The sequence below is a fragment of the Nonomuraea sp. NPDC049607 genome (assembly GCF_040675375.1).
GTDB lineage: Bacteria > Actinomycetota > Actinomycetes > Streptosporangiales > Streptosporangiaceae > Nonomuraea.
The window spans coordinates 1-17,508 of record NZ_JBFAOV010000014.1 but is presented as its reverse complement, the minus strand read 5'-3'; the positions used below and the strand labels follow the sequence as shown (position 1 = coordinate 17,508).

Genomic DNA, 17,508 nt, shown 5'->3' with positions numbered 1-17,508 from the left:
AGGCTGCCGGGTACCACGGCGACCTGACCGGCTCGGCTTGCCGCGGGGTCAGCCGAAGCGGCGCTTCTCGTACTCGTCGATGGCCTTGCCCAGCTTCGCCAGGCGCTCAGTGAACCAGACGTTCTCCGCGCCTGTCGCGGGCCGGTTCGGGTCGACGTACTGGTAGCCGAGGTTGGAGAACAGGGCGACGACGTACGTGCGGCCGCCCTTGCCGGGCAGGGCCTTCACGATCCCCGCGTCGGCGCCGGAGTTGTTCACCCAGCCGTTCTTGTGGGCGTAGGTCACCTCGGCCTTCTGGTCGCACGGTCGCACGTCGCGGCCGTAGGAGATGCCCTGGCCGGGAATCGTCACGGTGCCGTCGGCGCCGAGCCACCGCGAGGGCGTGAGCTGCGGGATGCCGGGGGCGGGATAGTCCGCGCCGCACCAGTTCGTGGTGGAGAGGGTGACGTTCATGCCCTGCTCGGCCAGCCTGCTCCTGAAGAACGTGCGGGAGGCGTCGCTCAGGACGTCGGCCGTGACCGCGGTGCCGCCCGGGGTCTTCCACAAGGTGCCCGCCCCGCCGTTGACCAGCGTCAGCAGCTTCGCCGTGTCGAGCGACGTCATGGTGACGGGGTTGCCCCATCGCGCGCCGTTGTCGGGGTTGGTGTTCTTGAGCTGGAGCGTCTCCAGGCCGAGGTCCTGGAAGGTCTGGTTGAGGCCGTTCACCGCGCCCTTGTCGTGCAGCAGCTTGACCATGGCGCAGGCGGAGGCGTTGGACGACCAGGTGAGCGCGGCGTCGAGGAAGTTACGGACCGTGTCGCTGCGGGCGGGGCCGCACAACGAGCTGACCGTGACCGGCTGGTAGGCGTAGGTGTCGTCGAGCGAGATCTGGCCCGCGTCCACCAGTCGCAGCACCCCGAAGCCCACCATCAGCTTCAGGACGGAGGCGGGGTAGGGGCTCATGAAGTCGATGGCGGCGTTCTCGCGGCCCGGCACGATGTCGATGCTGCCTTGGCCGCGGTTGGCGTACCAGCCGGCGTCGTCCCACTGCCTCCAGCGGACGGCCGAAGTACGCAACTTGTCGTCCATCGGGACGATCTTGCCCTCCGGGTACTGCGGGCTCATCAGCACGGTGCCGGAGGACAGGGGGCGGCCGAGCCTGTCCAGCTCGATGACGGTCAGGTCGATCTGCGGCTGCTGCGTGATCGGCGCGGCGGCCGCGGCGGCCGCGCGAAGGTCCGCCTGCTGCGGGACCTGCTTCGCCTCCTTGGCGGCACCCTCCCGCCGCAGGGTGTTCAGGTCCGTCGCACTCGTCGGCGGGCTGGTATCCAGGACCTGCTCGAACTGCTGACGGCCGAGCGCCTGTTGCAGGAAGTGCGCCAGCACGCTTCCTGAGCTGTTGTCCGCCTCCGCATTCGCAGGGTTCGACACGACGAGGCCACCCAGGAGCACGGCTGTGGCGGCGAGCCCGGACATGACTCGCCTCGGACGACTTGTTGGTCTAGTCAGAATCACAAGATCACCCTAGTCAGAAATGATCTCTGTTATGCGGTAGTTATGAAAGATCTCACAATAAGTGACGACTCGTGATCATCCGATCGCCGGCGGCGATGCCATCGGATTCGCCGACCCGCACCACGTCACACGCGCAAACAATTCATTACTCTCCGTGATAATCGTGCAGTCTGCGCCGTACGGTATGGATCAGCCGATCGGGCCACTTTCGCTGGACGGTGCTTCGCGAAGCGCCGCCCACCGAGCCATCCCGGCCCTTGGGGCGATTCGCCATGTTCAAGTCTTTGCGGTCGACGCTGCCGCACCCTTCCTGGCCTTTGACGTGCAGCAGGCGCCAGAAGGCGAACAGTTCACGGAGGACACCATGAGACGCGCAGCCCTTCTACGAGGTGCCGCCATACCGATGCTGGCCACGGCACTGCTGATGGGAGCCGCTTCGGCGGCCCAGGCGGCGACCGGCGGTGACGGCGGCGGAAAGGGCCCCCGCCCGCACGCCTGCCCACCGGGACGCCCCGGCCCTCCCGGACCGCCCGAGCCGACCCAGATCATCCGGACCCCGCACACGCTGACGTCCGGCCTCAACACCGGCACCTCGACCTGCCCGGCGGGAACCGCCATCACAGGCGGCGGACTGGTGACGCCCCTCGGCGGCAACAACCTCACCGTCCAGGTGTACGAGTCCTTCCCCTCCGCCGAGAACACGTGGACGGTGTCCTTCAACAACTCGGCGAGCACCACGGGCACCTACACGGTGTACGCCATATGCATCCCCGTGACCCCGACGACCTGAAGCCTCATGGCACACGGACACGGCCAGGACGGTCATGAGCGGACCACACACCGCCGCTCGACGTCACATCTGGCCGGCCATGACAACGGACAGGGGCGCCACCCCACTGAGGTGGCGCCCCTGTCGATGGGGCCTCCGGCCCGGACGTGCGACGCGCGCAAGACGAACGTCGTCCACGCCGGCCGGTAGGCTTTTGCACCCCATCGCAGCGCCCTCCAGGCCGATCTCAGTGTGGTCGGACGTCCCAGGCCGGCCGTTGGATCTGATCGTTGTACACGATGATGTCGGCGTGGTCGGTCGGGCGGGCTGTGGCGAAGTAGAGCTGCTGGGAGGGGATGTACCGGTTGTGCCAGGACCGTTCGATCTCGGCGGTGTCGGCGGAGGAGCCGGTCAGCGCCGCGGCTCGGTCCCGGGCACGATCCACCGTCTGCTCGAAGGGGACGGACACGAAGATGCGCAGGTCCCACCGGTCGACGAGTTCCGGACGCAGGAGGAAGACGCCGTCGAAGAGCAGTACGGCGTCCGCGGCGGCGGTCATGGCCGGCGGTAGCGACTGAGTGTCGCTGTCCCTGTCGTAGACCGCGTGCCGGAACCTCCGGTCTCCGCCCGGGCCCAGCGGATCGAGCAGGACCCGGCACAGCGCGGCGTTGTCATGGGCGTCGAAGTAGCAGGCTTCGGCCGAGTACCGGCCGCGCCGGTAACGCTGTGCACTGGGGAAGAGGAAGTCGTCGATGCACGCGCGGACGACGTCGCGGTCCTGCGCACGCAGGACGACGGCGAGCTCGTCGGCCAGAGTGGTCTTGCCGGCGGCCGGCGGCCCGTCGATGGCGACCCGCAGCGGGTGCGCGATCGTGACGGACCTGACCGCCTCGGCCAGCCGGCTGATGAGCTCGCCACGGGTGCCTTGTTCCATTGCTGCCTCTCTCGTCCACCGTCTGCGGAGAGCCGACCGCGTGAACACCTACGCCACGGGCGAACCCCCTTCCAAGCAGGATGAAGGAAACAACCCCGCGAGGAACGATCCTCAGCCCGTCCTGCCGCCCCGGCGCGCCGCTCGCCACGCACGCTCGCCATACTGCAGGAGGCGCGCGGTGAAGAGATGAAGATTCACCCGGCACCCGCGCCGGCCTGATGCTCCGGCACCGCCATCGGCCCGGAGCACCAGCGCCACGACATCCACGACGTCGGAAGGCCCTGATGACAGCCGACCAGCCCATCTGCTGCCCCACCTGCAAGGGGGTCCTCCCCGGACGGCAGCGCAGCGACTACACGGCCGCCCGCGGCCGCCTCGTCGTCGTCAACGGCTACTGCCAGGGCCGCTGCCCCGCCCCCGCACCGCCGCCCCGCATCCAGGTTCCCGCCGAACAGGCCGGGGGCGTACGGCAGCCCGAGAGCGTACCGGCACTCTGACCCCGGAGCGCCGAGGCCGCGTCGAGGTCGGACGGCCGGTCGTTCAGCCGAGGATCTCCACGTACCCGTCGGTCCCGTGAACGCGGATCCGCTGCCCGTCCCGGATCAGCCGGGTGGCCCCCTCCACCCCCACCACCGCCGGCAGCCCGTACTCACGCGCGATCACCGCTCCGTGCGTCATCAGGCCGCCCACCTCCGTCACCAGTCCGGCGATGCCCACGAACAAGGGGGTCCAGCTCGGGTCCGTGTAAGCCGTGACCAGGACGTCTCCCGCCGCCAGGTCGGCCCGCGCCATGTCCGTCACCACCCGGGCACGGCCCTCGACCGTCCCGGCCGAGACCGCCAGACCGGCCAGCGCGCCGGGCGGCGCGTCCGCGTTCCGGTACTGGCCGGCGAGCACCTCGCCGTCCGACGTCAGCACCCGCGGCGGCGTGAGCGTCTCATAAGTCCGGAAAGCCTCCCGTCTGCGTAGAACGAGCTCACCGTCGGCCTCGCCCGTGCGCACGACCTCCCGCAGCTCCTCGAACCGCAGGAAGAAGACGTCCTCCCTGTCCCGCAGCGTGCCCGACCTGACGAGCCGGTCGGCCTCCCGCAACAACGCCTGCTTGTACGCGAAATAGCGGCAGACCATGCCGTACTTGGGATACTCCCGATATCCCGCGAAAGTCCGCACCCGCTCGATCATCCGCCGAGTCTCCTCGGCCTTGCTCTCCCCGTCGGGCAGGGCACGCAGGCGCGTCAGCAGCTCCCGCTCCTTGCGCAGCGACTCCTGACGTCCCTGCTCGAAACGCCGCTCACCGGCCCCCGACTCGAAGTTTCTGACATTTCCGAGAATGGCGGGCACAAGCATGGCGGGCCGCTCGCTCCACCGCGTCCTGGTGATGTCGATCTCCCCCGCGCAACGCATGCCGTACCGATCGAGATAGCCCCGGACGGCCTCGGCCGCCTCCCGCCCGCCGGGCAGCTCGCCCAGCTCCTCCAGGAAGCCGTCGCCCTCCCGGCCCTCCTCCGCCACCCGGCGCAGGAACGCCACCACCTCCGGATGCGGACGGATCGCGTCGGCCACGTCCAGGAGCGCCAGCCCCATCTCCGACGTGACATTGTCCGGGACGGACTGCGTGAGCACGTCGGCCGCGTTCTTCTCCCCCAGCCACGTCTCCAGGTGATCGTTCAGCCACCAGGCCGCCTCCATCCCCGCCATGATCGCCTGGAAGCTGCGCGGACCGAACAGCAGCCGCCTCAGCTCCTCGATGTCGGCGAGAATGAACTCGAACAACGCGGGCCCGGACAAACCCTCGATCGTGCGCCGCAAAGTGGCCACGGACGCCTGACCGTCCCGGACGAGCTCGGCGACCACCTCCGGATCGGTCTCGATCGGCACCCGCGCGGCGCCGGCGGGCGCGACACCGGACTCCTCCTCCGGAACCAGGCGCAGGAAGTCACCGCGGTCCACCACCGTCTGCAGCGCGTCCCGGATGAGCGGATCGGACTTCCCCAGGGTCCCGATGAGGTTCGCCCGGCCGGCCGACGTCGCCAGGACCGGAGCCACGTCCACGAACAACCGCCCGCCCGCCTCCGCCATCGGCCGCGGCGTCGTCAACTGCCACATGGACAGACCCAGCGGCTTCATCGCGTCCGTCATCATCTGCTGATGGCCGACGGAGACGTAGACGTGGTTCTCCTCGTCGCCGGCCACCGGAACCGGGAACAGCGTGGTGATCGGCCGGCTCTGGACAATATGGAAGTCCTCGCCCGTCAGACACCACTCGATGTCCTGCGGACAGCCGAAATGCGCCTCGATCCGGCGGCCCAACCGGGCCAGCCGTACCACCTGGGCATCCGTCAGAGCCCGCCGCGCCCGCCGCTCGGCCTCGACCGGCCCCTCCTCGGTGCCGCCGCCGGGCGACGCCCGTACCCACCGCGCCTTGGACCCCACCGACACGCTCACGACCTGGTCGTCACGGACCGTGTAGACGTCCCCCGACACCACGCCCGAGACCAGCGCCTCCCCCAGCCCCCAGCCCGCCTCCACGGCGGCGAGCTTCCGGTTCGACGTCACCGGATCGGCCGTGAACAGGATCCCCGCCGCGTCCGGGAACACCATCCGCTGCACGACCACGGCCATACGCACCCTGCGGTGATCGAACCCGTTACGACGCCGGTAGACCACCGCCCGCTCGGTGAACAGCGAGGCCCAGCACCGCCGCACATGCCTGACCACCTCCGCCAGGCCCACGACGTTCAGGTACGAGTCCTGCTGACCGGCGAAGGACGCGGTCGGCAGATCCTCGGCCGTCGCGCTGGACCGCACCGCGCAGGCAGCCTGCTCCCCGAGCCGGCCCAGCGCCTCCCCGATCGCCGCCACCAGCTCGTCAGGCACCGCCGCGCCCTCGATGACGGCACGGATGTCCGCGCTCAGCGCACGGACCGCCGCGTGGTCGTCCGGGTCCACCCGGGACAGCAGGTCGAGTTCGGCGTCGAACGACGGCGCCGCGGACACGACCCGCTGGAAGGCGTCCGTCGTGACGCAGAAGCCGTCCGGGACGCGGACGCCGTCGATCCGCGCGAGCTCGCCCAGAGCCACCCCCTTGCCGCCGACGTCCGCGAGATTCGTCGAGCCGATCTGCCCGAAGCCCATGACGTAGCCCAATTTCCGTCGCTCCATCCTTCGTCGGAGTTGGTTCGCACCGGGCAGTATGAAGGACTTTCCGAGGTCTCATGAGGCGCGCGGATCAGATATAAAGTGAAACTGAGGGGGTCCCCCGGCGAACGTTCTCTTCAGGGGTCGGCCCCTCCTTCACGCGGGCCGCGAGGCACGGGACGGCCTTGAGGGGCGTGCGGTGCGCCTCGATCCGGCGGCCCAACCGCACCAGCCGTACCACCTGGGCATCCGTCAGAGCCCGCCGCGCCCGCCGCTCGGCCTCGACCGGCCCCTCCTCGATGCCGCCGCCGGGCGACGCCCGTACCCACCGCGCCTTGGACGCGAGCGCCCGCCCTGCGCGTCAGCGGGTACGCGGTCGGCTTCCGCGGTGACGCCTTCGACGTCCTGGCCGACATGGGCTCCTGGACGAGGTCCGCGCCTGCGACACCCGCATGCGCGGCACCGACCTGGTGGACGGCGACGGCGTCCGGAGGGGCGACCTGGAGGTGCCCAAGCGTGACCTGACGGCCATCCTGCACCGCCTGACCGAGCACGACGTCCGGTACGTCTTCGGCGATTCCATCCGCACCCTGGACCAGGACCGGACAGGAGTGCGCGTGACCTTCGAACAGGGCCCGACGCCACCTTCGACCTGGTCGTCGGCGCGGACGGCAGCTACTCGACCGTCCGGCGGCTCGCCTTCGGCCCGACGAGCATTTCATCCGGCACCTGGGCATGTGCGGCGTCGGCTTCACCACGGACAACTACCTGGGCCTGGACCGCCGCGGCGTCCTGCAGAGCGCGCCGGGCCGGGCCGTGTACGCGTTCAGCGCCGCCGACGCCGGGCGGGTGACCGTCAGCCTGTCGTTCTCCACCGACTCCGCGGAGCTGGACCTGCTGGGCCGCGATCGGCAGGAGGACATCGTCCGGGTGGCCTTCGACGGCGCGGGCTGGGAGGTGCCACGACTGCTGAAGAAGATGTCGGCCGCGCCGGACCTGCTGTTGTCGTCGTCCCGCCAGGTCGAGATGGACCGCTGGTCCGCGGGCCGCGTCGTGCTGGTCGGCGACGCCGGCTACTGCGCCGCGCCGACGTCCGGCATGGGCACCTCCCAGGCCCTCATCGGCGCCCGCGCGCTCGCCCTGCGGCTGGCCGAGTCGGACGGCGACCACGCCGCCGCCTTCGCCGCCTACGAGCGCCAGGTCCGTCCGTACGTCACCGTCAACCAGCGGCACGGGCGGGAGGCGGCCAAGCTGTTCGGAGCCGGCTGAGGCGGCACGTCGCCGCCCGTCCCCGTCGAGGCGACGGGCGGCCTGCGCACCGCGGACTTCGTCCTGGACCACGTGCGAGGCCACCGCGGAGGCCCGGGACGAGCCGTCGGGCCCCGCTCGGCGAGAAGCGGTCGCTCGACGATGTCCGCCGAGCGGGAACGTGCCAACCCCTCGACGCGACGCTGACGACGACGTCCCGGCGCCTGACGATCACAAAGGCGCAAAGGGTACCCCCAATCGGGACGCTCCTCCCCCCGCCATCACGCCAAGCAATAAAAAAGTAGCCACCGAGATAGGAAAAGCTGGCGCCCCCGAATCGGGAGTCACAAATCCCCACATAACCGGAAATATCCCCAACTTACCGACACCCTTCGAGGGCGACGGGCGTAGAAATCACCTGAGTTCTCCGCCTTTGTCGCCCAACGAGGCTTTCTGGCGACTTATTCCAGATGATGGTTTTTGCGTTTCTCTGGTCGCCCAAGACCTGGTCACTCGCGAGTCAGGTTCCGTTATAGAGTCTGCACCCGTACCCGCGGAAGAAAGGTGACAGGCATGCAAGACGCGGCCCTCGACCGAGTAAAACTGATCTTCACCCTGTTCGACGCCGACGGCACCGGTTACCTTGAGGTCGAAGACTTCGATCGTATGGCCAACCGCGTACTGGCGGCTTCCCCACGTTCCACCGAAGCCGCCAAAAGCGCAATCAGTGATGCTTTCCGCCGTTACTGGACGACCCTTGTCGAGGAGCTGGACCAGGACAAGGACGGGCGCATCAGTTTCGAGGAGTACTGCGCGTGCGTGCTGTCCCCCGAGCGTTTCGACGACGCGCTGACCGACTTCGCCGACGCGCTGGCCGAGCTGGGTGACCCCGACGGCGACGGCCTCATCCACCGCACCGACTTCATGGCGCTCATGACCGCCATCGGCTTCAAGCGGCGCAACGTCGACACCCTCTTCGACGCGTTCGGCCCGTCGCAGGACGACCAGGTCAAGGTCCCGGTCTGGGCCGAGGGCATCAAGGAGTACTACAGCCCCGAGAAGGCGGACATCGCGGGCGACCTCCTGCTCGGCGAGTCGAGCTGACGACCGACACGAGCCGATGCGTCCGGCCTTCGACGACGAAAAGGGAGCAGTAGTGGAACCAGTCATCGGACTTGCCATCGGCCGGGGAACGGGCCCCGAGCTCGCGGCCGTCTTCGAGCGGGTGCTGGGCGGCATCGCCGACGTCTGCGGGGCGAAGGTCGCCCTCACGCGCTCGGAGCGGATCTATCACTCCTACGTGTCCCTGAAGGCCGGTGCCGAGGCCGAGAGGATCCGCGAGAGCACGCGAGAGGACGCCGACCACTACACGCAGTTCTGCCGCACACTGGCGGCCTCCGGCGTCCGCGCCGTCTTCCGCACGGCGATCAACGCCCAGTCGCTCTACCTGGTCCGCCAGCGCCTCCAGGCGGTGAAGATCGACGCCATCACCGCGCCCGGGGCGTCGCTGCTGATGGTCAGGGACCAGGCCCAGGGCTTCTACACGGGCGAGAACGTGCATCTTCCCGGCGCGCTCGTCCGTACGATGACCTTCAGCAAGGAGATCACCGAGAAGGTCATCGCCCTGGCCGTGCGGCGGGCGCGGCAGGAGTGGCCCGACGGCCACATCGACGAGATCGTCATGGCCTACAAGTTCCACCTGCTCGACGGGGCGCTCGACGGGTGGGTGGCCGAGAGCGCCGCGCGGCACGGCGTGCAGATCGGCCTGTTCCAGCCGGACACGGTCAACCGCAACCTCATCGAACGCGGCCCCCGCCCCCGCACGGTGATCATCGCGGGCAACGAGTGGGCCGACATCATGCACGTGGTGCTGCTCGACCGCTTCGGCTCCGAGCGGCAGGAGAACCGCTGCACCGAGAACGTCTACCTGCATCCCGACGCGTGCGGCCTGGTCGAGTACCAGACCGTGCACGGCTCCGCCGACGACCTGGCGGGCACCGGCAGGGTCAACCCGATGGCCACCGTCCGTGCCGCGGCGGCCATCGCCGAGCGGCACGCGGGGTGCGCCGGAGCGGTCCGGATGGTCGAACGCGGCCTGACGACGCTCGACCACCACGGCATCGCCACCCCCGACGCCGGCGGACGACACTCCACCACCGCCGTGGTCGACGCCCTGCTCGACGCGCTGGAGCCGGTGGCCCGGCCGGTCCTGATGGCGGACTCATGACCGTCGGGCAGCACCGGCCCACCCCGGTGGCCGACGAGCATCTACCCGCCCCGGTGGCCGACGAGCACCGCAGCGCCCCCGAGCGCGCGGCCCTGGTCGTCGTCGACCTGCAGAACGACTTCTGCACCGGCCCGACCGCCCGCGCCCGGTACGCCGGTGACCTGGCGACCCTGGAAGCCGCCGTGACGAACACCGCCAAAGCCCTCGAATCGGCCCGAGCCTGCGGCATGGACGTGGTCTTCGTCCGGTTCGTCGGTGACGTCGAGCATCAGGGGCCGAGCTGGCGGCGGCGCGACCTTGAGCAGGGCAAGGCCCTCAAATGCCTGGAGGGCACCTGGGGCGCGCAGTTCCACAAGGTCGCGCCCGCGCCCGGGGAGCCGGTCTTCACCAAGTGGGCCTGCTTCGACGCCTTCCTCAGCGAGGGCTTCGAACGGCACCTGCGCGGGCGCGGCATCGCCCGCCTGGTGTTCGCCGGTCTCTACACCGACGTCTGCGTGGACACCACCGCCCGCACCGCCTTCCAGAAGGGCTTCCACATCACGGTGCTGACCGACTGCACCACCGGCCGCTACCTACCCGACGCGGAGATCCTGCGCTTCATGGCGGCCCTCTACGGCGCCCACCTCACCTCCCACGACGCCCCCGGCTCGTGGATCCCGGAACAGGAGACCGCCGCGGTGCCAGCCGCCGGTCGAACGGCCCGAGAGGAGAGCACGTGCCGGACAACCGACAGCTCGAAATCGAGCACGGCGTCGGCCTGACCGCTCTCATGGTCGCCGCCGCGCGCGCGATCGAGACCCATCGTCCCGACTCCCTGGCCGCCGATCCCTACGCCGAGCACTTCGTACGCGCCGCCGCGTCGTCGGCCGCCTGGCCGACCCGTCCGCAGGACGTGCCCGATGGTGACGCCAACCCCCTTTGGGGAAGGCTGGGGCGCTACTTCGGTCTGCGTACCCGGGTGCTCGACGACTTCCTGTCGCGCGCGGCCAAGGCGGGCATCCGGCAGGTGGTCCTGCTCGGCGCGGGGCTCGACACGCGGGCCTTCCGGCTCGGGTGGCCGCCGGGACAGGTCGTGCACGAGATCGACCGGGCGGGCGTCCTGGCGTTCAAGGAGGACGTGCTCGCCTGCCTCGCCATGGAGCCGTCTCCCCCGGTTCCGGTCGTCCCGGCGGCCCGGCGCCGGGTGGTCGCGGCCGACGTGGGCGACGACTGGGCCAGGTCGCTGGTGGCCGCGGGCTTCGACCCGACCGTCCCGGCCGCCTGGCTGGCCGAGGGGCTTCTGCTCTACCTGCACCCGGAGGTCGAACGGCGGCTCCTGCGGACCATCGACGTCCTGAGCGCCGAAGGCAGCGTCCTGGCCTTCGAGGCCAAGCTCGGGCTGGGGACACCGGCGGTGCGCGTCGGCCCGATCTATGCGGCGGCCAAGGCGCAGATCGGCGTGGATCTGCTCGCGTTGTTCGACGGGAATCCGCGGCCTGACTCCATCGGGCTGCTGAGGGCACGGGGGTGGTCCGCCACCGTGCACACTCCCTACGACTTCGCCCGCCGGCACGGCCGAGGCCCCCTCCCCGAACCGGACGACGCCTTGGCCACCAACCGGTGGGTGTTCGCCGACAAACCACGACAGAGCCACGTCTTGGGGGTGTCGGTACCGACGTTCCGGGACTGCTGATACCTGGAGCCGATGGTGGAGGGAAGCGGTCGTGGCGGTGCTGGCGGATTTGTGCCGAGTGGCCGCCTCGACTGGCCCAGGGGTCTGTTGGATGGCGCCCTGAACCCGGCCGGGCGGCTGTCGGGAGGCGGCCTGAACCCGCTCATGCGGCTGTTTGGATGGCGGCCTGAACCCGCTGGGGTATCTGTCGGGATGGCAGCTTGAACCTGCTGGGGGCGGTTGTCGGGATGGCGGCTTGATTCTGCTGGGGAGGCTGCTCGGACGGCTGTCCGGGAAGCCGGCTTGCGGCGGCCGTCCGGGAGGCTGGCTGATCCTGCTCCGGTGGCCTCACCTGCTCGGGGGCTAGGTGATGGCGGTGGTGGAGATGCGGGTGGGGTGCGGGCGCTCCTCGGCGTGGGCGACACACCACCGCCTCTCCCGCCGTCCGTCCTCGCGGCTTGTGTAGGGGCGGCGGCGCGGAGCCGCTGCGGCGGTGACGTACGCCGCGCCGACGTCGCCTCGGCTGCGCATCGCGCCTGAGCCGGGTGGCCTTGCCACGGCCACCGCACCCGTTCTCAGCCGGGGGTGTGGCCTTGGCTGTCGCGTCGCTCTGGGGCGGGGCTGTTGGGTGGGGGTCAGTTGGTGGTGGTGTGTTCTCGGGCGGAGACCAGGATTTCCAGGATTGCCAGGGTTTGGGCCCATGGCACCGGGTTGGGGCCGCCGTGCACCATGTTGAGGAATGCCTCGATCGTGCCGGTGTACCCGAGGGTCTGGGCCGGGTCGGGGCCGCCTTGGATCACCACTGACTCGCTGCCGTGCCGCCTGTGCAGCGTCACCGTGTACGCGTCGTCCTCCGACACTCCCAGGATCTCGACCGTGCCGACGATCCCGTTCGCCCACTGCAGCGCCAGCACGCCGGTGTCCTCCGAGCGCAACGTCCGGTAGTGCCTTCTGGTTCCGGCGGCGCCCACCAGGCGGACGTCCGGGCCCAGCAGGGCGACCAGCAACTCCACGCCGTGGATGCCTATGGTCACCATCGTGCCGCCGCCCTCGCCGGGCGTGTCCTGCCAGGCGTTGTAGCCGTCGGCCCACTGGCCCACGTCGTGCCGGATCGTCGCGCGTACCGACAGCACGTCCTGCGTGTCGGGGCGGAGCGCGGCGAAGGCGGGTGCGAAGCGCAGTACGGAACCCGACATCACCCGCTCGTGCACCGGCACTCGGCGCAGGGCGTCGAGCTGCTCCCTCGTCGCGGCGGCGGGCTTGTTGACGAAACAGGGCGCGCCGGTCTCCAGCACGCGTTCGAGGACGGCGGGCACCTGCGGGTTGGGCACTGTCAGCACGACTCCGTCGGGCTCGGCCGCCAGGAGCTCGTCGAGGTCGTTCGCCACCTTCGCGTCGGGGTGCTCGTCGGTGAAGCGGCGCAACCGATCGGGGTCCGGCTCCCAGACGGCCAGCTCGGCGTGGCGGGTCAGGGTGCGGGCGTCGGTGTACGGATGGCTGGTGGCGAGCCCGGCGAGCGCGATACGCACAGCTTTTGTCTCCGAGTGGGTGATATTTCGGGAAATGATCCCCATGATGTCAGGGTCCCCATGCGCGTCCCTCCCGAAGGTCCGCCGCGAACGCGGCACCTGGCGTAACACGACGAACCGCGGGTGGAGGAAGCGCCCCTGCCGTCGCGGCGCCCCTCCATGGCTACGCGGTCTTCTCGAAGGGGGCTGGCGCCGCCCCCTTCGAGAAGACCGCGCGTTGCTCGACGGTGAGCGTCCTTGTCGGGTGCGGATCTCGGTCGCCCGCCGCTGGTCGCTGGCGGCGCCCTTGCCACGGGTAAACGTCACGGGCAGACAGGCATCGGCCCGGTCGGCGACTGCGAGTCCGCCGGGTCGTCCCGGGTCGAGGAAGGAGGCCGGCGGCGGGCGGAGTCAGTCTCCGCGGCGGTACCGGGAATCGTCGAAGAAGGCACGAAGCCGCGGATCGTGCCTCTCCACGGCACCCGGATCGACGATCCAGAACGCGTACGCCTCCGCGAACAGCTCCCCGTACGACGTCCGCGAGTACGGGGTGAGGTCCGTGCCCACGTTCTCCTTGCTCACGAACGTGACGAAGTTCCGCAGGCACGGCGTGATGTCGCGCCCCTGCGGCGTCTTGTACTTCGCCCGCCAGCGGACCTCCAGGATCTGCGCGTCGCACCACCGGACGACCTCCTCCCGGAAGCTCCGCCAGGTCGCCTGGGTCACCTTGCTCGTCACGTCGTTCTTGAACCGGACGAGCGCGTCCTCCTGCTGGTACGTCCCCTTCTCACCGTCCACGATCCACTCCTGGACCTTCTCGATCGCATCGCACAGGGCGTTGTACTCGGCCGTGGCGGCGGAGTTCGGGAGCTGGGTGCCGAGCCGGTTCAGCGCGTCGTTGTCCGTGCGGAGCTGGACGGCCTCCGTCACCAAATCCTGCGGGACGCGTTCGGGCGAGCGGTACCGCTGCCCGCCGGTGCTCTCGACGGCCCAGGCCGCGTTGTTCCGGGAGTCGGTCCGGCACGGGGCGCTCTCCACGGCGTGACCGACCTCGTGCAGGATGTCGCGCACGCTCGGCGGGCAGGCGCGCGAGGTGACACCGCCGTAGAAGCCGATCTCGTCCTCCTGAAAGATCGCGTCCGCCAGCTTGAGCGTGCCGAGCGACCCGGTCCACGGGCCTCTTTCGTAGGAGAACCTGCCCTTGTTGTGACCGTCCGGGCCTGTGAGCGTCCCCACTCGCTGGATCTCGACGCCCTGCAGCGCCGGACGGTCGGCGACGGGGACGAGCCGCAGCGCGTCGTACAGCCTGACCAGCTGTTCGGCGGTCCAGACGCCGGTGATCGCGGCGAGGCCGTAGGTGTCCTTGAGCGACTGCTTCAACTGGGCCGGATCGCGGCTCGGCGGCTCGACACCGGCCGGCATGCCGCGCCCGGCCAGGGTCGCGGTCGCGTGGCCGTTGTCGCCGTAGGTGAGGATCACCTGTCCGACGGTGGTGGCCGTGAGGGGCATGATCTGGTGATTGGTCTGCTTGCTGTACGGCTGTGGGGCGTACGCGGCGAGCAGCCACGTCAGGGCGTGCCGTTCCGGTTCGGTCAGGGCGCCGTCCGGGAAGGTGACGTCCGTCGAGGCGAGGCCGCTCGTCTTGACCATGGACGCGGCGACGTCGGCGTTCAGGGGCTGCGGCAGTCGCAGTCCCTGCAGTCTCACGAACGTGTAGTCGATCGGCATGGGGCTTCTCCTCCTGGTGCCCGCACCCTGCTCGGGTGCCCTGCCCTGTCCTGGAGACGCGCCGGACGGTGCTTGATACGGCCCGACGCCTTTACAATGTAGATTCATTCATTCGGACGAGATCGAGGGCGACCCTGGTGCCCGCCAGGCGGTCGCGCAGGGTGCGGGCGGCCGGATCGCACACCGCCCACAGACCGTCCACCAGCAGGACGATCAGCCCGAACTCCGGCAGACAGACAAGCACGGGGAACACGAGTGCCCGGACGGCGGCCCCGCGGCCGCCCGGCCAGTGCCCCGTGACGTCGGAGACGACGCGGAGGCGCATCAACTGCTTGCCGAACGTCCGCCCGGGCAGGACGTACAGGAACATGACCACGACGGCGAGCAGGGGTGTCGGCTCGTCGAGGCGGAGCCAGTTCAGCAGCCCGAAGTCCAGGCGGCTCAGCCCGGGCTCGAAGGCGGCCAGGAAGGTCACGAGGAACAGGTAGTCGATCGCGAAGGCCGCCGCCCGGCGACCGGTGAACCCGCCGGGACCGGGATGCCCACCGGTCCTGGTGGCCAGCAGGACCAGCAGCGCGGAGAGCAGAAGGGCCGATTCGTACGGTCCGTAGGCGTTCAGCACGCTCGCGAACCATCTGTTGCTGAGGACGGGGATCATCGAGCATCCGTCGTCGGACATGTACAACGGGGTGAGCGGCCCCGCGACCGCGAGCAGGGTGAGCAGCCCGGCCACGCGGCGGCCGATCACGCCCCCGTTGCCGGTCCCGACCGACGCGAGCAGCCCGGTGAGGACGATGATCGCGGGCACCCCCCACTGGAGGGCCGAACGGGCGAGAGCGGAGGCGTCCGACAGCGGAGGCGAGACCAGGTCGATGAGCTCGAAGCGGAACCAGAGGGGCATGCCGATACAGCCGAGAACGGCGGAGGCCCCGCCCTCGGCCTGGTGCATGTCCCAGGTGGGATACGCGGCGGCGGTGAGCGAGGCCAGCCAGGCGAACAGGGTTAATCGTGACACGAATGATCTCCGTTTTTCGCGACACCCTAGCGCCGGCCTCACGGTCCGACGAGGCAGATGGTTCTGGCCGCCGCGGACGTCGAGGCGATCGGATCACGAATTCGGCCGGAGTCTCGCGATCAGGTCACGATGCCCGCCGGGCGGCTTTGCGTTGGCTAGCCTCACCGCCATGCCCCTCGCCTCGATTCCCAGCCCTTCCCAAGGAGTCTGGTATCTCGGATTCGTCCCGATCCGGGCCTACGCGTTGTGCTTCATCGTCGCCATCGGTTTCGGCATCTGGCTGAGCGAGCGCCGCTGGCGCGCCCGGGGCGGCGAGCGGGGCGCGATCGGCGACATCGCGATGCCCGCGGTGATCTTCGGGCTGATCGGCGGCCGCCTCTACCACGTCGCCGTCGACTGGCAGACCTACTTCGGCCCGCGTGCGATCAAGGAGCCGTACCAGGCGTTGTTCGTCTGGGAGGGCGGGCTCGGCATCTGGGGCGCGGTCGCCCTGGGCGGCGTCGGCGTGTGGCTGGCCTGCCGCCGGCGGGGGCTGCCCCTCGGCGCCGTGGCCGACACGATCGCACCGGGCATCGCGTTCGGGCAGGCCATCGCCCGTTGGGGCAACTGGTTCAACCAGGAGCTGTACGGCAGCCCGACCACCCTGCCGTGGGGCCTGGAGATCGACCAGGCGCACGGCGGGCAGCCCGGCACGCTCTACCACCCGACGTTCCTGTACGAATCCCTGTGGGACGTGGCCCTGGGCTTCGCCCTGATCCTGGCCGGCCGGCGGCTGAAGCTGACCCACGGACGGCTGTTCGCCCTCTACGTCGCCGGTTACACCACGGGACGGTTCTGGATCGAGGGCCTGCGGATCGACCCGGTCGGCGGGGTGGACCACGCGGTGACCCTGCTCGGCCTGCGGATCAACCAGTGGACCTCGATCGTGCTGTTCGCCGGCGCGCTGGTCTTCCTCTGGGCGAATCGCCACAAGGAGAACGAACCGGCCATGGAACCCAGTCGCTGAGGGCAGGGACGGCGTCAGCCGGTCGGGTCGAGCAGCCGTCGCAGGTCGGCGACCGGCTGGACCCCGGAGACCGGCGGGCGCCCGTCGATCACCAGGCTGGGCACGCCGGTGACGCCGTTCTCGGCCCCGCGGCGGCGGTCGGCGCGCACCTGGTCGGCGTACGCGTCACCGGCCAGGACGGCGGACACCTCGTCGTCGTCCAGGCCGGCCGCGCCGCCCAGGCGTCGCAGGACCTGCTCGTCGGCCACGTTGAGCCCTTCGGTGTGGTAGGCGTACAGCAGAGCCTCCATCACCTCGTCGGCCCGGCCGTGGTCGGCGGCCAGCTTGACCAGCCGGTGGGCGTCGAAGGTGTTCACCGGGCGGGCCAGGTGCAGGTTCAGCTCCAGGCCCTCCGCCGCGCCCAGCGCCCGGATGTGGGCGACGCGGGCGGGGGCCTGCTCGCCCCACCAGCCCGCCATGGCCTCGGCGGCGGTCGGGCCCGGGGTCCGGCCTTCCTCGGGCGCGAGTTCGTGGCCGCGCCAGATCACCTCGACGCCGTCGCGGGCGGGGTGCCCGGCCAGCGCGCGGGACAGGCGTCTTTTGCCGATGTAGCACCAGGGACACAGCACATCGGCGTAGATCTCAAGCTTCATGAACGTCCTGCCCAGGTCGGGAAATCAGGGGGGGTCCAGGACATCGTGCATTCTCAACCGCGGTTGAGGTCAACCGGGCGGGGGGGGCGGGGGCGCCCCCCCCCCCGCCGCCCGGGCGGGGGGGCGGGGGGGGGGGCGGGGGGTAGGAGGGGGGGCGG

16 protein-coding genes are annotated in these 17,508 nt (G+C 70.3%); 8 read left to right on the top strand and 8 right to left on the bottom strand.

Annotated elements, in window-relative coordinates; translation table 11 throughout:
- Positions 1-48 precede the first annotated feature (48 nt).
- Positions 49-1,410 (bottom strand): serine hydrolase, encoded by a 1,362-nt coding sequence (locus AB0J97_RS26250; protein ID WP_364092797.1) that lies wholly within the window; start codon positions 1,408-1,410, stop codon positions 49-51.
- Positions 1,411-1,858: 448 nt separating this feature from the next.
- On the opposite strand from AB0J97_RS26250, the gene AB0J97_RS26245 reads away from it, so the two are divergent.
- Entirely contained in the window at positions 1,859-2,284 is a 426-nt protein-coding gene (locus tag AB0J97_RS26245; protein WP_364092795.1) for a hypothetical protein, read from the top strand.
- 226 nt (positions 2,285-2,510) lie between these two features.
- Here AB0J97_RS26245 and AB0J97_RS26240 read toward each other — a convergent pair whose 3' ends face one another.
- Positions 2,511-3,197: a cytidylate kinase family protein gene (locus AB0J97_RS26240; RefSeq protein ID WP_357709036.1), complete on the bottom strand. Its 687-nt coding sequence runs from the start codon at positions 3,195-3,197 to the stop codon at positions 2,511-2,513.
- Positions 3,198-3,481: 284 nt separating this feature from the next.
- Between AB0J97_RS26240 and AB0J97_RS26235 the strand changes: the two genes are divergently transcribed.
- A complete protein-coding gene (locus AB0J97_RS26235; protein ID WP_357709033.1) occupies positions 3,482-3,694 on the top strand; it encodes a hypothetical protein in 213 nt (70 codons plus the stop codon).
- 43 nt (positions 3,695-3,737) lie between these two features.
- On the opposite strand, the gene rph is transcribed toward AB0J97_RS26235, so the two are convergent.
- Positions 3,738-6,344 carry a rifamycin-inactivating phosphotransferase gene (gene rph, locus AB0J97_RS26230; RefSeq protein ID WP_364092792.1) on the bottom strand — a complete coding sequence of 869 codons (2,607 nt, stop codon included), beginning with the start codon at positions 6,342-6,344 and terminating at the stop codon, positions 3,738-3,740.
- Positions 6,345-7,070: 726 nt separating this feature from the next.
- Between rph and AB0J97_RS26225 the strand changes: the two genes are divergently transcribed.
- The 5 genes from AB0J97_RS26225 (at position 7,071) to AB0J97_RS26205 (ending at position 11,482) form a co-directional block, all read left to right on the top strand.
- Positions 7,071-7,604 (top strand): FAD-dependent monooxygenase, encoded by a 534-nt coding sequence (locus AB0J97_RS26225; RefSeq protein WP_364092790.1) that lies wholly within the window; start codon positions 7,071-7,073, stop codon positions 7,602-7,604.
- Positions 7,605-8,156: 552 nt separating this feature from the next.
- Positions 8,157-8,687 (top strand): EF-hand domain-containing protein, encoded by a 531-nt coding sequence (locus tag AB0J97_RS26220; RefSeq protein ID WP_357709027.1) that lies wholly within the window; start codon positions 8,157-8,159, stop codon positions 8,685-8,687.
- Between the two features lie 52 nt (positions 8,688-8,739).
- Complete coding sequence (locus AB0J97_RS26215) at positions 8,740-9,810, top strand: isocitrate/isopropylmalate family dehydrogenase (protein ID WP_364092788.1); 1,071 nt, start codon at positions 8,740-8,742, stop codon at positions 9,808-9,810.
- A complete protein-coding gene (locus tag AB0J97_RS26210; protein ID WP_364092786.1) occupies positions 9,807-10,571 on the top strand; it encodes an isochorismatase family cysteine hydrolase in 765 nt (254 codons plus the stop codon). Before AB0J97_RS26215 ends, AB0J97_RS26210 begins: the two co-directional genes overlap by 4 nt.
- Positions 10,526-11,482: an SAM-dependent methyltransferase gene (locus AB0J97_RS26205; RefSeq protein WP_364092784.1), complete on the top strand. Its 957-nt coding sequence runs from the start codon at positions 10,526-10,528 to the stop codon at positions 11,480-11,482. The genes AB0J97_RS26210 and AB0J97_RS26205 overlap by 46 nt, the downstream gene beginning before the upstream one ends.
- Before the next feature lie 342 nt (positions 11,483-11,824).
- Here AB0J97_RS26205 and AB0J97_RS26200 read toward each other — a convergent pair whose 3' ends face one another.
- The 4 genes from AB0J97_RS26200 to AB0J97_RS26185 form a co-directional block, all read right to left on the bottom strand.
- Positions 11,825-11,992 (bottom strand): hypothetical protein, encoded by a 168-nt coding sequence (locus AB0J97_RS26200; RefSeq protein ID WP_364092782.1) that lies wholly within the window; start codon positions 11,990-11,992, stop codon positions 11,825-11,827.
- Between the two features lie 104 nt (positions 11,993-12,096).
- A complete protein-coding gene (locus AB0J97_RS26195) occupies positions 12,097-12,990 on the bottom strand; it encodes a Gfo/Idh/MocA family oxidoreductase (protein ID WP_364092780.1) in 894 nt (297 codons plus the stop codon).
- 390 nt (positions 12,991-13,380) lie between these two features.
- Positions 13,381-14,697: a hypothetical protein gene (locus tag AB0J97_RS26190; RefSeq protein WP_364092778.1), complete on the bottom strand. Its 1,317-nt coding sequence runs from the start codon at positions 14,695-14,697 to the stop codon at positions 13,381-13,383.
- Positions 14,698-14,788: 91 nt separating this feature from the next.
- Positions 14,789-15,712, bottom strand: a complete 924-nt coding sequence (locus AB0J97_RS26185) for an RDD family protein (protein WP_364092777.1) — start codon at positions 15,710-15,712, stop codon at positions 14,789-14,791.
- Positions 15,713-15,881: 169 nt separating this feature from the next.
- Between AB0J97_RS26185 and lgt the strand changes: the two genes are divergently transcribed.
- Positions 15,882-16,718 carry a prolipoprotein diacylglyceryl transferase gene (gene lgt, locus AB0J97_RS26180; RefSeq protein ID WP_364092775.1) on the top strand — a complete coding sequence of 279 codons (837 nt, stop codon included), beginning with the start codon at positions 15,882-15,884 and terminating at the stop codon, positions 16,716-16,718.
- 14 nt (positions 16,719-16,732) lie between these two features.
- Here the strand turns inward: lgt and AB0J97_RS26175 are convergent, their stop codons facing one another.
- The gene (locus tag AB0J97_RS26175) at positions 16,733-17,350 is read right to left on the bottom strand and encodes a DsbA family oxidoreductase (protein WP_364092773.1); all 618 of its coding nucleotides are present in this window, start codon (positions 17,348-17,350) and stop codon (positions 16,733-16,735) included.
- Positions 17,351-17,508: the final 158 nt, after the last annotated feature.

Bases quoted from the DNA above. Each gene is read 5' to 3' on its own strand.
- AB0J97_RS26235 (WP_357709033.1), top strand. From the start codon at position 3,482: ATGACAGCCGACCAGCCCATCTGCTGCCCCACCTGCAAGGGGGTCCTC.
- AB0J97_RS26210 (WP_364092786.1), top strand. From the start codon at position 9,807: ATGACCGTCGGGCAGCACCGGCCCACCCCGGTGGCCGACGAGCATCTA.
- AB0J97_RS26225 (WP_364092790.1), top strand. From the start codon at position 7,071: ATGTGCGGCGTCGGCTTCACCACGGACAACTACCTGGGCCTGGACCGC.
- AB0J97_RS26200 (WP_364092782.1), bottom strand. From the start codon at position 11,992: ATGCGCAGCCGAGGCGACGTCGGCGCGGCGTACGTCACCGCCGCAGCG.
- AB0J97_RS26245 (WP_364092795.1), top strand. From the start codon at position 1,859: ATGAGACGCGCAGCCCTTCTACGAGGTGCCGCCATACCGATGCTGGCC.
- AB0J97_RS26175 (WP_364092773.1), bottom strand. From the start codon at position 17,350: ATGAAGCTTGAGATCTACGCCGATGTGCTGTGTCCCTGGTGCTACATC.
- AB0J97_RS26240 (WP_357709036.1), bottom strand. From the start codon at position 3,197: ATGGAACAAGGCACCCGTGGCGAGCTCATCAGCCGGCTGGCCGAGGCG.
- lgt (WP_364092775.1), top strand. From the start codon at position 15,882: ATGCCCCTCGCCTCGATTCCCAGCCCTTCCCAAGGAGTCTGGTATCTC.
- AB0J97_RS26190 (WP_364092778.1), bottom strand. From the start codon at position 14,697: ATGCCGATCGACTACACGTTCGTGAGACTGCAGGGACTGCGACTGCCG.
- AB0J97_RS26220 (WP_357709027.1), top strand. From the start codon at position 8,157: ATGCAAGACGCGGCCCTCGACCGAGTAAAACTGATCTTCACCCTGTTC.